Annotated in this window: 14 protein-coding genes and 1 pseudogene; 4 read left to right on the forward strand and 11 right to left on the reverse strand. The window is 58.0% G+C overall.

The window, feature by feature from the left end:
* Nucleotides 1–96: 96 nt before the first annotated feature.
* From AAEZ10_RS14440 to folE, 4 genes are read right to left on the reverse strand one after another with little or no spacing between them, the layout of a single operon-like run.
* Complete coding sequence (locus tag AAEZ10_RS14440; protein WP_016774774.1) at nt 97–402, reverse strand: DUF6482 family protein; 306 nt, start codon at nt 400–402, stop codon at nt 97–99.
* A 14-nt stretch (nt 403–416) separates the two neighbouring features.
* On the reverse strand, nt 417–1,127 hold the full coding sequence (locus tag AAEZ10_RS14445; protein ID WP_350569733.1) for an SDR family oxidoreductase: 711 nt from the start codon (nt 1,125–1,127) through the stop codon (nt 417–419).
* Entirely contained in the window at nt 1,124–1,666 is a 543-nt protein-coding gene (locus AAEZ10_RS14450; RefSeq protein ID WP_256809824.1) for a DUF3833 domain-containing protein, read from the reverse strand. The genes AAEZ10_RS14445 and AAEZ10_RS14450 overlap by 4 nt, the downstream gene beginning before the upstream one ends.
* Before the next feature lie 45 nt (nt 1,667–1,711).
* Entirely contained in the window at nt 1,712–2,269 is a 558-nt protein-coding gene (folE, locus tag AAEZ10_RS14455; protein ID WP_016774771.1) for a GTP cyclohydrolase I FolE, read from the reverse strand.
* A gap of 354 nt (nt 2,270–2,623) precedes the next feature.
* Here folE and AAEZ10_RS14460 point away from each other — a divergent pair, with 354 nt between their 5' ends.
* Nucleotides 2,624–2,935, forward strand: a complete 312-nt coding sequence (locus AAEZ10_RS14460) for a hypothetical protein (RefSeq protein ID WP_024012997.1) — start codon at nt 2,624–2,626, stop codon at nt 2,933–2,935.
* A 205-nt stretch (nt 2,936–3,140) separates the two neighbouring features.
* Here the strand turns inward: AAEZ10_RS14460 and AAEZ10_RS14465 are convergent, their stop codons facing one another.
* On the reverse strand, nt 3,141–4,064 hold the full coding sequence (locus tag AAEZ10_RS14465; protein ID WP_350569736.1) for a LysR family transcriptional regulator: 924 nt from the start codon (nt 4,062–4,064) through the stop codon (nt 3,141–3,143).
* Between the two features lie 89 nt (nt 4,065–4,153).
* Here AAEZ10_RS14465 and AAEZ10_RS14470 point away from each other — a divergent pair, with 89 nt between their 5' ends.
* Both AAEZ10_RS14470 and AAEZ10_RS14475 read left to right on the forward strand, forming a co-directional pair.
* Nucleotides 4,154–4,972 carry an NAD(P)H-dependent oxidoreductase gene (locus AAEZ10_RS14470; protein ID WP_110645321.1) on the forward strand — a complete coding sequence of 273 codons (819 nt, stop codon included), beginning with the start codon at nt 4,154–4,156 and terminating at the stop codon, nt 4,970–4,972.
* A complete protein-coding gene (locus AAEZ10_RS14475) occupies nt 4,969–5,259 on the forward strand; it encodes a hypothetical protein (protein WP_110645320.1) in 291 nt (96 codons plus the stop codon). The genes AAEZ10_RS14470 and AAEZ10_RS14475 overlap by 4 nt, the downstream gene beginning before the upstream one ends.
* A 263-nt stretch (nt 5,260–5,522) precedes the next feature.
* Here AAEZ10_RS14475 and AAEZ10_RS14480 read toward each other — a convergent pair.
* Nucleotides 5,523–5,690, reverse strand: a pseudogene (locus tag AAEZ10_RS14480) (hypothetical protein); the annotation flags it as partial.
* On the opposite strand from AAEZ10_RS14480, the gene AAEZ10_RS14485 reads away from it, so the two are divergent.
* Nucleotides 5,613–6,998, forward strand: coding sequence for a TrkH family potassium uptake protein (locus AAEZ10_RS14485; protein ID WP_350569899.1), 1,386 nt, complete (start codon nt 5,613–5,615; stop codon nt 6,996–6,998). The pseudogene AAEZ10_RS14480 and the gene AAEZ10_RS14485 overlap by 78 nt on opposite strands.
* Before the next feature lie 59 nt (nt 6,999–7,057).
* Here the strand turns inward: AAEZ10_RS14485 and AAEZ10_RS14490 are convergent, their stop codons facing one another.
* The 5 genes from AAEZ10_RS14490 to AAEZ10_RS14510 all read right to left on the reverse strand — a co-directional run bounded on the left by AAEZ10_RS14490 (nt 7,058) and on the right by AAEZ10_RS14510 (nt 13,042).
* Entirely contained in the window at nt 7,058–7,543 is a 486-nt protein-coding gene (locus tag AAEZ10_RS14490; protein ID WP_207809544.1) for a DUF6130 family protein, read from the reverse strand.
* A 122-nt stretch (nt 7,544–7,665) separates the two neighbouring features.
* On the reverse strand, nt 7,666–10,056 hold the full coding sequence (locus AAEZ10_RS14495) for a TonB-dependent siderophore receptor (RefSeq protein ID WP_350569739.1): 2,391 nt from the start codon (nt 10,054–10,056) through the stop codon (nt 7,666–7,668).
* A gap of 121 nt (nt 10,057–10,177) precedes the next feature.
* Complete coding sequence (locus AAEZ10_RS14500; protein WP_350569741.1) at nt 10,178–11,158, reverse strand: FecR domain-containing protein; 981 nt, start codon at nt 11,156–11,158, stop codon at nt 10,178–10,180.
* Nucleotides 11,145–11,663, reverse strand: a complete 519-nt coding sequence (locus AAEZ10_RS14505) for a sigma-70 family RNA polymerase sigma factor (RefSeq protein ID WP_350569901.1) — start codon at nt 11,661–11,663, stop codon at nt 11,145–11,147. The genes AAEZ10_RS14500 and AAEZ10_RS14505 overlap by 14 nt, the downstream gene beginning before the upstream one ends.
* A 278-nt stretch (nt 11,664–11,941) precedes the next feature.
* Nucleotides 11,942–13,042, reverse strand: coding sequence for an oxidoreductase (locus AAEZ10_RS14510; protein ID WP_243243266.1), 1,101 nt, complete (start codon nt 13,040–13,042; stop codon nt 11,942–11,944).
* Nucleotides 13,043–13,127 lie beyond the last annotated feature (85 nt).

Genomic DNA, 13,127 nt, shown 5'->3' on the forward strand with positions numbered 1-13,127 from the left:
CAGACCCGTGGACGGGGCAGGGGTTCGATAAATGCGTCGCCGGTGGGCGACGCGCGCCTTATCAGCCTGCCATTCAGTGCTCGCCGCGCTTGAGACTCATAAAGGCGTGGTCAGCGAAAATGGAATGCGCAGCTCTTCAACCGGCCCTGAATCCCGACCGCACATTTCGTCGTGCACGCATTGTTGCACCAGTACGCAGGGAAACGCCGGCACGGTTTGCAGCAAGTCGCGCAGGTGGGTGATCGAACGCAGGTGCATTGGCTTGGCCGCGTCATCGAGCAAGGTGAATTGGCCCTGATCCACGCGAATTCTCGCCAGATAAAAACCACCTTCAAGTGACAGCAGCTCCAGTTCGCGAACTTCACTGTTGGCCGCACGTTCGGTGAGGGTTTGCAGATTCATGCTTCACTCCTTGCCTACCAGGGCAGGCGTTCTCCATCGTAGGCGAAGAAATGGCCGCTATCGGCCGGCGTCAGCGTGTCAATCAGACTCAGTAATTGCGCAGCGGCAATGTCTGCCGGGCGGGCGCTTGCGGCTCCGCGAAAAGGTTGCGACAACGGCGAGACCACCGTGCCCGGGTGCAGGCTGAGCAAGCGACTCTGCGGGCGCGTGCGCGAAAGCTCGATGGCGGCGGTCTTGATCAACATGTTCAGCGCAGCCTTGGACGCGCGATAGGCGTACCAGCCGCCCAAACGGTTGTCGCCGATGCTGCCGACTTTCGCCGACAGCATCGCCATCGCGCCTTGAGGCGCAAGCAATGGCAGAAAGTCGCGCAGCAGCAACGCCGGCCCCAGCGTGTTGACTTGAAACACCGCCTGCAGCGACTCGGCTTCGACTGCGCTGTAGCTTTTTTCCGGCTTGACTTGGTCGCGATGGAGCAGGCCCGCCGCGTGAATGATCAGGTGATAGGGCGCTTCGGCAGCCAGTTCGGCGGCGGCGCTGGCGATCGTTTCGGGCTGCTCGAGGTCGAGCTTCGGCACAGTCTGGCGTCCCAGCGTACGGACGCTGGCGCAGCGTGGATCCTGGTTCAAATGTTGGCAGAACGCCGTGCCGAGGGCGCCACTGGCGCCGATCACCAGAGCGCGATAACCGTCGCCGAACGAGGCCAGGGTCAACCCACTGCTCATGGGTTCGCTCCAGCGTTCTGGCGCCGGAAGAACACCGTCACCTGACCGACTTCGAAACCCCACTTGGACATACGGGTGCGGTTGATCAGCGTGTCCTCGTCGACCAGGTACATCCAGTCGTCCATGCTCATTTCGTAGGTCGAGTCGTCGACTGGCAGGTTCAGGCGATAACGCCAGTGGAAGGTGTTTCCAGCGATCTGGCCCTGCGCAACCCCGACCACATCGTGCGCGCGACCGCTCCACTGACCATTGCCCCCGGGAGTGAGTGTCCAGACCCGACGCTCATGGGTGCCGTCGCTGTAAAGAAAACGCTCGTCGAGGATCAGGTTTCCACCTTCACGACGGCTGGCAATATCGACCTCAAACCGCTTGACCACTTCGCCGTTGCGCTTCTGGAACATTCCCCAGGCCTTGACGGGCTGACTGAAAAACTGCTCCAGATTCAGTGCCGGTTGCTGATCCGCGTAACGAGCAACATCGACACTGCCGCAGCTTGCGATGCTGAGCGCCAGTCCTAACAGCAGGAGAAATCGGGTCATCTTCCAACTCCTTGAGCTTGTACAGTTAACAGGCTGTGTATAGGCCTAACGCCGACCGATGAGCTGGAGAAATTCCTGCCGCGTCGTCGAGCTGTCGCGAAAGGCACCGAGCATGACCGAGGAGGTCATGATCGAATTCTGCTTCTCGACACCGCGCATCATCATGCACATGTGCCTGGCTTCAATAACCACCGCGACGCCGGCGGCATCGGTGATCTGCTGGATCGCCTGAGCAATCTGCCGAGTAAGGTTTTCCTGGATCTGCAGACGCCGCGCGAACATGTCGACCACCCGCGCGACCTTCGACAGCCCCAACACCCGGCCAGTAGGGATATACGCCACATGCGCCTTGCCAATAAACGGCAGCATGTGATGCTCACACAGCGAATAAAGCTCGATATCGCTGACGATCACCATCTCATCGCTCTGCGACTCGAACAGCGCACCGTTGGTGACGTCTTCCAGGCTCATCGCGTAACCGTTGCACAGGTATTGCATCGCCTTGGCGGCGCGCTGGGGCGTGTCCAGCAAACCCTCGCGTTCCGGGTTCTCACCGACGCCAACGAGGATTTCACGGTAATGGCTGGCTAATAGTGGGCTCATTCGGGTTACTCGTGGCGGTGCGGGTTAGGGACACTGTCGGGCGAAAAGGTTGTACGCATACAGGTTGGCTGTATAGGTTTTATTCAAGATAGGCCGAAAAAAATCAACTGACAATGAATCGGTGATTTTTTTGTGCGGGTTTGGGAGTTCAGGCAGGACAAACCTGGGGCCAGGTTTGGTGAGTGGCTTGCTTGGGCCAGATGTATGAGCGTCTCAGCTGATAGCTGCCAGTGGCGAATGGCAGCTATCGACCAAAAGCGGACGCCCAACGCACTTTTTTCAACCCAAAGCGGTCATCATCATGTTCAAGTATTATTGTGCCGATGCTCGGACTGTTCAGAGGTAGGTTGATGCATGGCCAGAAGCGTTAGGCTTCAACAGAAACTTCATTCAAAGTATCTCGTTGAGGTAGCAGGAGAGGTGGTGCTTGATGACTGCCTTGTTGAAAAGCTATGGGCGCTCAACAGAGGTGACAGGTTTGAGTTGAATTCACACTCCTTCGGTTTTGGACCTGTTCAAAAATACCGCTTGGAATACGTGATAACGAGAGGCCCCATTCCTGGGCATTGGCTCTACAAAGAATTTGACCCAAAGGAACTGACATTATTTTTTACGGCAAAAGACTTTGCCGGCATTTGCCATGGCTGGACCTTGTTTGACGAGTGACCATTCACGGTTCGCTGCGTGGGAGGCAGCTTCCGGCCAAAAACAGTCATTCAGGTATGCCGATAAAACCATAATCGGCCATACGTAGATGGATGTAGATTTATTGCCTCAACGAGCTTGCAAGAGCGAGCCAACCAGCGAGCCTTTGACCTATCGAGTACTCGACACGCTAGCTTGTCTGGACGGGTTTTAAGGTTGCCAGAGTTCATGGGTTGCCATAATCGGATGCACGAGAATCGGCCACGAGAGTGATGAACTCACGTACCCATTTGAAGCCGGCATGCCCATCCGACCGCTCATGCCAGAACAAGCCAATCGCAAAACCTTCCACCGGCAAGGGAGGGGCTACGCACAGCAGTTGCTCGCTGCGACCGTCTACAAGACGACTTGGAACCAGGGCCACACAATCCGACTGCGCGACCAACTCCGGTACTGGAAGGAATGACGACGCTGAATGAACGACGTTACGCCGCAGCCCGCGCGCTACCAACGCGTGATCCACCGAGGTAGAGAAGCCTCCGCCGCGCAGTGACACCACGACATGTTCCAGCTGCGCGAACTCATCCACGGTCAGGTCCGCGCGCAGGCTGGGATGCCCACGACGCCCGATCAGCACGTAACTCTCATCATAGAGGTGTTGCGAGTGCAGTGCGGGCGGAACCCCGTTCATGTTTATCACGGCCAGATTCACCTCGCCGCGGGTCATCTGCAGCTCCAGCTGTGGTACGTCCAGGATGCGCAGTGCGATGCGAACACCCGGCGCTTCGCGTCGCATGGCGACAACGAGATGCTTGATCAAAACCGCCTGCACGTAATCCGTGCAGGCGATTGATACCGTCAGGCTCGCCGTCGCGGGCTCGAAATTCAGATGAGTAGTGACGGTCGCCCTTACCTGGTCAAGTGCTTGGCGAAGCGGCACGAGCAGCTCCAAGGCTTTGACGGTGGGCGTCATTCCACGCTGCGCGGGGATCAGAAGAGGGTCGTTGAAGACGTCGCGCAGACGGCTCAACTGAGCGCTGACTGCTGGCTGGCTCAAATGCAGACGAGCGGCAGCCCGGGTCACGTTCTGCTCAATGAGAAGGGCCTCCAACGTCACAAGCAGATTTAGATCAAGGCGTCTGGTATCCATCGATCTTATGTTAGCAGCAAACTTTTGCGATTTCACAGATGGCCCGAGCCCCGCGACACTCCTTCGAAATCACAGCGGAGCCGTCCTTCATGTCGAAAAAAGTACTGATCATCTATGCCCATCCCGAGCCTTCGTCGCTAACGCGGCAACTGGTGGATGTGTCTGTTGAATGCTTGACTGCGCAAGGACACGAGGTCCTGCAATCCGATCTATACGCCATGGGCTGGAAAGCGATATTTGACGAGCACGACTTTCCTCAGCGGGCCAACCCTCAGCGGCTTTCGTTCGGAGCAGAGTCCGCCCACGCCTATCGTCATCGCAGCCAAAGCTCTGACGTGGCGGCGGAGCAAGACAAGGTTCTAGCGGCAGACGTTGTCATCTTCCAGTTTCCGCTTTGGTGGTACGGCATGCCGGCCATCATGAAGGGATGGATAGATCGCGTCTGGGCAGCCGGACTCGCCCACGGCTACAAGGACGCTGGCAACGCCTACCGCTATGGTGACGGCGCTTTCAAAGGCAAGCGGGCCATGTTGTCAGTCGCTGTCGGCGGCCCCGCAGATGACTATTCGCCGCGCGGCATCAACGGACCACTCGAGCAATTGCTATTTCCGATCACGCACGGCTCGCTCTACTTTCCTGGGTTCGATGTGCTGCCGACGTTCGCCATATACGGCACTGGCAACTTGACCGCCGCAGATGCCGTCGCAGCCAAAGAGGCTTGGCGCACCCGACTCGAGGATTTGTTCACAGATGCGCCAATACCCTTCCGGCCCCAAAACGGTGGGGACTACACTCCCCGCAATGAGCTTAAACCGCATGTGGCCGTGGGCCAGAGCGGCATAATGGCGCACGTCGCGTATGGTGAAACAACCCAGCGCAAGCAGCTGAAAACGGAGGAGGTGTCATGAAAACCTTCGTGATTCTGACTCGCCGTGCTGATGGAGCGGCAGAAGACTTCAAGCGGCTGGCGAAACCGGAGGTAGTGCACGTTTGGCAAGGCTTCGCTGGCGGTATCGTGCGCGCAGTTCATGGGCTGGCCGATGGTCCCGGTGCCGCGTTTGAACTGGAATCCGCCACCTTCGAAGAGGCGCGTGATTACATCGAGGCGCTGCCTTACGTCAAAGGGAATCTGCTACACGTGCAGTACTGCGCGCTCAAGCCCTTCTCTGATTACGCGAGACTCGTTTCCTCCTGATGAGCGATCAGCGCAGATCAACACCTGTTTGCACGGCGCTGCATGCTGTAGCCAGATTTTACGCGCAGCATGCAGCGTCAGGCCGGCACTCGTTTGATGCGAAGAGGGCTGGCACTGGCGGCTTGTGCCGTTTCCGGCCTGTTGCGAAGGCCTGTAATTGACTCATAGCTACGCTTTGACTCCCGCAGCCTGACTGATTGCAGGTCAAAATTTTACGGAGAATTTACGCAGTCTTTATTGAGGGCATCCGATACTGCGCGGCGCTAATTTGGAACGGTATCGTGATGTCCCTCGCAGCAATTCGGCTTATCGGCTTCATCTTGGGTATTTTTTTGATCACCCTGGCGGTAAGCATGGCTATACCCATGTTGACGCTGGTGGTCTATGAGCATAGCGACGATCTGTCGGCCTTTCTCTGGTCGAGTCTGATTACCTTCATCTGTGGTCTGCTGTTGATCGTGCGAGGGCGTCCGGAGACTGGCAATCTTCGGCCCAGGGACATGTACCTGCTGACTACCGCGAGCTGGGTTGTTGTATGCGCCTTCGCAGCGTTACCAATGGTTTTCATCAGCGATATCAGCTACACCGATGCGTTCTTTGAAACGATGTCGGGCATCACAACCACTGGCTCGACGGTACTCACCGGTCTGGATAGCGCCTCTCCCGGCTTGTTGATCTGGCGTTCCATGCTGCATTGGTTAGGCGGCATCGGTTTTATCGGCATGGCTGTCGCGATTCTTCCGCTCTTGCGAGTCGGCGGCATGCGTCTTTTCCAGACAGAGTCCTCGGACTGGTCGGAGAAAGTGACACCACGTTCTCATGTCGCAGCCAAGTACATTCTTTTGCTCTATCTGGGCCTGACGGGTATCGGCACTTTGGCGCTCTGGCTCGCAGGAATGACCCCATTCGAAGCGATCAACCACGCAATGTCGTTGATCTCTACCGGCGGGTTCTCGACGTCGGATTCCTCCCTCGGGCATTGGGAGCAGCCAGCAATTCACTGGGTGGCGGTAGTCATCATGATTCTGGGCAGTCTGCCATTCACCTTGTACGTCGCAACCTGCCGGGGCAATCGGCGTGCGCTGATCAGGGACCACCAGGTACGCGGGTTTATTGGATTCCTGCTCGTCACATCGTTGGCGGTAGGTACCTGGCTGTATTTTCACAGCGACTACGGATGGTGGGACGCGTTTCGAATCGTGGCGGTCAATGTGACCTCGGTCGTCACGACCACCGGAATTGCGGTTGGCGACTACACCTTGTGGGGCAGCTTCGCTGTGTTGCTGTTTTTCTATCTGACCTTCGTCGGTGGTTGCTCCGGCTCAACGGCAGGCGGGCTGAAAATCTTCCGTTTTCAGGTGGCTGCCGCGCTTCTGGTCAGCAGCTTGAAGCAGTTGATCCATCCCCGAGCCGTGATTCAGAAAAAATACAATGGTCATCCCATCGACGAGGAGATCGTCCGCTCGCTGCTGACCTTCTCGTTTTTTTTCACAATCACGATTGCTGCCATCGCTTTGGGCCTGGCACTGATCGGGCTTGATTGGATTACCGCTCTGAGCGGTGCCGCTACGGCGGTGTGTAACGTCGGCCCCGGCCTGGGCACAATCATCGGGCCGGCAGGTAATTTCTCGTCACTGCCGGATGCGGCGAAATGGCTACTCACCGTTGGCATGCTGCTAGGCCGGTTAGAGATCCTGACGGTGTTGGTGCTCGTGACCCCGGTCTTCTGGAGATATTGAGCCAGTCATTCGCTGGCAGAGACGCCGATTGTTGCCTGTTTCGGTGAATAGCAGGGCAGTCATGGCTTTACCGCGTGATCATCGTCAGTACGGGGAGCGTCCATCGGTTTCTTCTCCGGTACTGTAAAACTCACTGTCGTACTGGTGATGATCTGGTGCGTCGGGTCGGCCACTTCCAAGAGAACCTTGTGAGGACCGGGCGTTAGCCCGACCAGGATAATCGGGTCTTCACTGGTGTGAGCCCACGTACCTTTCCAGTCATCGACGGTCACGTGAAGGTGACCTAAGCGTGGTGATACCTGCGCAGCCACCTTGCCAAAAACCGGCATGATCCTGGCGTGCTCTGTTCGAAACTGGATGATGACCACTCCACGGGCGAGCGGCTCGGCAAGCGGCGGGTAGGCAATGAGTCTCGGCGCACTCTCGGATGCCAAGGGCAGTATCGCCGGTGGAGAATCGCTGTCTGCTGCCCCTTGTCCAAGTACGGATGTGCAAAAGCAGACACCCAAAGCCAGGGCCAATAGACTTCCGGGAGCGAGGGACATGATCTGTTTCTCCGCGTGATTTCATTCAAGCGTAGATCAACTTGGGTATTGCCCGTAGTTAACGGTGCCCGCGGTAACGCGGGCACCGTTTTCCGTGTGGGGAAAAACGCTGACCCGCCTGCTTACCAGTTGTAGCTCAGCTTGGCGGTAATCTCGCGGCCCGGGTTGTAGAAGTTCGCGGTGCCGGAGCCGACCACGTGCTGCTCGTCCAGCAGGTTGCTGACGTTCACCGCCAGGTCGGTGCCCTTGGCAATCTTGTAGTTGAACGCGGCGTCGAACAGGGTAGTGCCATCGCTTTTGCCGGAGTTGGCTGCATCGAAGTAATAAGCGCCGACGTAGCGCGCACCCAGGCCCACGCTGACATCGGTGGCGGGTACGTCGTAGTAACTCCAGAGCGAAGCGGAATGCTTGGGTGCCGTGGCGAACTCGTTACCCTTCAGCGAGCTGCCGTCGAACAACGAACCGCGCAATACTTCGGACTCCATGTAGGAATAGCCACCGATCAGGCTGAGGTTCTGCGTCACCTGCGCCTTGGCCTCCAGGTCGAGGCCGCGTGCACGTGATTCACCCACCGTCTGCTGCTCGATGATGCCGCTCGGCAGCACCACGGCGATGGTTACGTTCTCCTGGGTCAGGTCATACACGGCGGCGGAGAACAGTGCATCCATTCCCATCGGCGCATACTTCACGCCCACTTCGTACTGCCTGCCTGTCTGCGGTGTTACGCCAACCTGCGGCGGCGAGACGGATTCGACCATGCTCACGTAGGTGGACACCTCATCGTTGACGATATAGGTCAACGCACCTCGGTAGGAGGTTTCGGAGAAGTTGTCTTTCTCAGTGGATTGCAAGCCTTTGCTGGTCAGGTCCATCGAGTCGTTGCGCACACCTCCGGTGACGATGAAACGCTCGTAGAACGACAGGTTCTGCTGAAGGAAGACGGCCTTGGTGGTCGCGTCTCGCTTGTTGACGGCATACGGCGCGATTGAGCGTGGAACGCCAGTAAACACAGGGTTGGCAATGTCGATCGGTGTCGTCAGGGCGTAGACCGAGCTTTCCTTGGTGGTCGAATCGAGATACTCCACGCCCACCAGGCTGCTGCTGTCGATGTTCTCGAAGCGGGCATCGTATTGCAGCATCAGATTGCCGTTGAACTGATCGGCTTCAGTGTCGGTCCCGAACAGGTATCGATCGACGGTGGTACCGACACGTGCGGCGCTGTCGCTGAGGTACACGTAGCCAAAATCATCGGTCAACTTGCTGTAACGCAGATTGCTGCGCAGCACGAAACCGTTGTCGAAATCATGGGTGACGTTACCGCTGAGGCTGGTGCGCTCGACATCGTGGAAGTTGTAGCTGGGCTCGCCATAAAACTTGCTGCGGTCGTATTCCCGATCCAGTGGATAGCCGCCGCTGTTGGGCGAACTTTCGGTTTTCAGGTAGTCCAGAATCATCGTGGCGGACGTGTAATCCGTCGGTGCCCAGGTGAGGCCACCCATAAACAACTGATTGTCGTCCTGCGAATGATCGTACTCGCGATCGCTGTTCTGGCCTTTGGCAGTAAAGCGGCCGGCCAGGGTTTTCTCGTCGTTCAGCGCATCGCCGACATCGATGCCGGTCTCGACATGGTCAAACGAACCGTAGGTCACATAGCCTTGGCCAAACTTCTCGAAGCGCGGCTGTTTGGTCACGAAATTCACCGAACCGCCCGGGTCCGCAGGGCCAAACAGGGTGGAGTTGGCGCCACGCAGAATCTCGATGCGCTCATAGGCGAACGGATCTTCGCGTACGCCGCGCATCGAGCTGAGGGTCAAGCCGTCACGGTAGGTGGTGGCCTGGAAGCCGCGGATCTGGAAATAGTCGTTGCGATCATCCGTACCATAAAAGTCACTGACCACGCCCGGCGTATATTGCAGCGCTTCTTCCGTGGTGCTGACGCTGCGTTGCTGCATTTCCTTGTTGGTCACCACCGACACCGATGCCGGTGTATTGAGAATGCTGGTGGCCACCTTGCCGCCCACCCAGAGCTCCTTGGCAACCACCGAGTTGGCGTCGTCGTCGGCACTGACCCGGACCTTGGCATTGATGATGAGCGGGGCGAGGCGGTAGTCCTCGACGGCCGTTGCGTCGAGTTCCAGCGGGCCGGCGGTTTTTGCTTGAGGGGTCAGCAGGTAAGCATTCGCGCCTTGCTGTTCGACCTGCAATTCGCTTCCCTGCAGCAACGATGACAGCGCTGCCGATGTATCGAGCGTGCCATTCACGCCAGCCGTGGTGCGGTTCGCCACACTCGAGGCGTCGAAGGAAAGGCTGATGCCAGCCTCGCGCGCAAAGCGGTCAAGCGCTGGCGCCAGTGGCCCGGGGGCGATATTCCACTGTTTGACTTGATTGCTGTGATCAGCGCCCGAGGTTTGCGCCAGCGATGGCAATGCGTAGCTGCTCACGATCAAACCCAGGATCGCACCGTGCATGGCACGACTTAATGGATGGCGCTGTGAAACCGGGGACGAACTCATTTTCTCGCTCCAAGAAAGGACATCGGCAGACTGGCCTGTATTCCGGCCTTCCTTACAGGTCGAACGAGAATGAGAAACCACCTCATTATTTTTCAGGTAGCGAAAAAATATTCGAGTGGAGTCAGGTGGCAGCGGTTACGGTGACCCAATAACGGGTTCGGTAATCAATGTGCAGGCGCAGTGACTGCGCGATCAATGCCAGGACCCGATCGTTGTCGGCGAGCTGGAAGGTGCCGGAAACGCGTCGATCAGCGACCTCTTCGGCGCAGCGCATGATTCCGGGGCGATAACGCGACAACTCCGCGATAAAGTCCCCAAGGCGCATATGGCTCGCACTGATCACTCCGTCACCCCAACCCCATGGATCAAGGCCGTTGTCCCTGAACGTTCGGGTGCCGCTTGGGGTGAACAGCAGTTGGTTTCCTGCCAGAACGTTGCGGCTCGCAGGCGTTTGACTTGAGCCGGGGAACACCGTGACTGATCCTTCCTGGGCCGCGACCAGAGTGCCGTCGTCACGCTCGCGGACCAGAAAGCGCGAGCTGTGGGCTCGCATCATTCCGTCGCGTGATTGCACCCAGAGTGGTCGCGCTTGCGGCGAGTGTTGATCCGCACCGACATTCACGATGATTTCACCACGGCGCAGGATGATCAGGCGTCGCTGGGCGTCGAAATTGCTGTCGACGGCGCTATCGCTATTGAGCTGGATAAGGCTGCCATCATCGAGTTGGAAACGTCGTTGCTCGCCGGTGCTGCTGCGCTGCTGTGCAAGCATGGAGGGCAGGGGGGTGTAGTCGCGGCCGAGCCAGGCTGCCGTGCCGACGGTCGCCAATACGCCCAGTAGCTTCAGGCTTTCCCGCCGGCGCATTCCATGTTGGGCGCCCTTAAGGGTTTGTCGAGCCAGCTGAGCTGGCACGCCTTCGAATTCATCTCCCAGCGTTTCCACACGCTGCCACGCCAACGCATGCTCCGGGCGCTGCTGCAGCCAGTGCTCGAACGTGCGCTGTGTCTGTTCATCGGCTTGATTGAAGCGAAGGCGCACCAGCCATTGGATCGCCTGCTCGACAATGGCCGGATCCAGCGCCTCGGGCTCAGGCCTCGACATAACGCAAGCGATAGCAGTGTTGCAGGGCCGTGGCCAGGTCGCGCTCCACCGTCGCGCGGGAAACACCGAGCTTTTCGGCGATTTGCGCGCAGGTCAGACCGTCGAGTCGGGCAAATAAAAACGCCCGACGAACTCTTGGTTTAAGCGAGTCAAGCAGACGGTCTATGCGCTCAAGCGCATCGAGAATCATCAGCCGGCTTTCTTCCGATGGAACCTCGTGTTGAGGCAGCAAGGTGATGCTTTCCAGGTAGGCACGTTCGAGTTCGCGACGACGATATTGATCAATCATCAGACCGCGGGCAATGCTGCTCAAATAGGCGCGTGGCTCGCGCAGGGCGCCGGACTGATGGCGGTGTTTGAGCACACGCACAAAGGTGTCCTGCGCCAGATCTGCGGCGTTGTCGCGACAGCCGATGCGCCGAATCAGCCAGCCCTGTAACCACGAAAAGTGGGTGCGATAGAGCAGCCCTGGATCTGCAGTACCTAGTGTTTCATCGCTACGCATCGGCATCCCGGGACATACATGATTGATAATGAATCGCATTCTACTCAGGCGTTGGGCCATCAGGCAAATGCGTCGTGCTTAGCGTCCGCTCTGGGCGAACTGGCGCCACGATTTACTTGGAGAATTGGCCCGTTAGCAGGCTTTTGCCAAGGACCGCTCTTGGCCGATAGTGGCCGCTCACAGGCGTCTGCCTTCGGGCAATGGCTGCCTTTCGTAACTGGCTGAAATCGACCGAAAGCGAGTTATCGGGAGGCAGCCCTAAGCAGCCGTCAGTTGACTTACATGGCCAGCTCACTTTCCTTGATATTTGCGATAGGGCCTAGAATCGACGCGTCAAACGCTGCCAGAGGGCGGCGATCGGCAAGGCGGTTGGGGTAGTCTGGGTTCGCCAGTGCTGCCTTTCCGATAGCCAGTATATCTGCCCCGTCGGCCCGTACGGCGTCGAAGTGTTCCTCGTCGTGCAGGCCGCCGTTTGCGATCAACACGACCCCGGGCGCATGACGACGTGCCAACGCAACCAGGCTTTCTGAGCTGCAGGGAAAAGCAGGTTGCCACGCCTCGTATTCGGTCACATGGATGTAGTCGACCCCGGCGTCCTTGAGGGAGCCAAAAATGACTTCGGCATCGTGTTCGCCGTTCGACCATTTGTGCCCGAAATCATTGACCTTGCCTTGAGAGATACGAACGCCAACGGGAAAAGCCCCCACGGTTTCCCGGACGGTTTTGATTACTTCCAGAATTAACCCGATGCGTTGTTGCGTGTTGCCACCCCAGCGGTCATTGCGGTGATTGGTGTAATCGGTGAGGAATTGGTCAAGCAAGTAACCATTCGCTCCATGTATCTCGACACCATCGAAGCCCGCGTCCAGAACTGACCGCTTCGCAGCCTGAGCGAAGCCAGCAATGGCATCAGCGATGTTTTCGTCCGTCATCGCGGTGGGCACCGGGTACTTGCCTTCTCCATAGTAGAACCGCATCTGCTCGCCTTTTGGGCGAATCGCCGAGGGCGCGGCGGTACATTGGTTGAAGCGGTTCCCTTGGCTCAATGCCCCTGCATGCATGATTTGCGCGAAAATCGCAGTTTCCTCAACGTGCACTCGGTCTGTGACCGCGCGCCATGCGAGAGTTTGTTCCGTGTCCGTCAAGCCTGGCTGGAAGGGGTAGCCTTGAGAAAAAAACTGGTCGGTGTAGATCCCTTCGGTAATGACTAATCCAAACCCGCCTTTGGCGAAGCGTTCGTAATAGCGCGCCATTGTGTCGGTCACTACGCCGGTTTGCGTGGCGCTGACGCGAGTCATGGGGGCGACCGCCAAGCGATTGCGGAGGGTGAAATTCTTGATATCGTATGGCGTTAAAATCGATGGGGACGAGTGGTTCATGGCTGCACCTCGTTTCTAAGCGTACCAAGGCGTAATTGCCTGCTGTGATAGATAGTACGGAGGGGTTGGGGCTCGACCAAGCCGA

This window comes from Pseudomonas sp. H26/SER47-MNA-CIBAN-0231 (genome assembly GCF_040310465.1).
Taxonomy (GTDB): domain Bacteria; phylum Pseudomonadota; class Gammaproteobacteria; order Pseudomonadales; family Pseudomonadaceae; genus Aquipseudomonas; species Aquipseudomonas atacamensis.

Bases quoted from the DNA above. Each gene is read 5' to 3' on its own strand.
- AAEZ10_RS14440 (WP_016774774.1), bottom strand. From the start codon at position 402: ATGAATCTGCAAACCCTCACCGAACGTGCGGCCAACAGTGAAGTTCGC.
- AAEZ10_RS14445 (WP_350569733.1), bottom strand. From the start codon at position 1,127: ATGAGCAGTGGGTTGACCCTGGCCTCGTTCGGCGACGGTTATCGCGCT.
- AAEZ10_RS14450 (WP_256809824.1), bottom strand. From the start codon at position 1,666: ATGACCCGATTTCTCCTGCTGTTAGGACTGGCGCTCAGCATCGCAAGC.
- folE (WP_016774771.1), bottom strand. From the start codon at position 2,269: ATGAGCCCACTATTAGCCAGCCATTACCGTGAAATCCTCGTTGGCGTC.
- AAEZ10_RS14460 (WP_024012997.1), top strand. From the start codon at position 2,624: ATGGCCAGAAGCGTTAGGCTTCAACAGAAACTTCATTCAAAGTATCTC.
- AAEZ10_RS14465 (WP_350569736.1), bottom strand. From the start codon at position 4,064: ATGGATACCAGACGCCTTGATCTAAATCTGCTTGTGACGTTGGAGGCC.
- AAEZ10_RS14470 (WP_110645321.1), top strand. From the start codon at position 4,154: ATGTCGAAAAAAGTACTGATCATCTATGCCCATCCCGAGCCTTCGTCG.
- AAEZ10_RS14475 (WP_110645320.1), top strand. From the start codon at position 4,969: ATGAAAACCTTCGTGATTCTGACTCGCCGTGCTGATGGAGCGGCAGAA.
- AAEZ10_RS14485 (WP_350569899.1), top strand. From the start codon at position 5,613: ATGGCTATACCCATGTTGACGCTGGTGGTCTATGAGCATAGCGACGAT.
- AAEZ10_RS14490 (WP_207809544.1), bottom strand. From the start codon at position 7,543: ATGTCCCTCGCTCCCGGAAGTCTATTGGCCCTGGCTTTGGGTGTCTGC.
- AAEZ10_RS14495 (WP_350569739.1), bottom strand. From the start codon at position 10,056: ATGAGTTCGTCCCCGGTTTCACAGCGCCATCCATTAAGTCGTGCCATG.
- AAEZ10_RS14500 (WP_350569741.1), bottom strand. From the start codon at position 11,158: ATGTCGAGGCCTGAGCCCGAGGCGCTGGATCCGGCCATTGTCGAGCAG.
- AAEZ10_RS14505 (WP_350569901.1), bottom strand. From the start codon at position 11,663: ATGCGTAGCGATGAAACACTAGGTACTGCAGATCCAGGGCTGCTCTAT.
- AAEZ10_RS14510 (WP_243243266.1), bottom strand. From the start codon at position 13,042: ATGAACCACTCGTCCCCATCGATTTTAACGCCATACGATATCAAGAAT.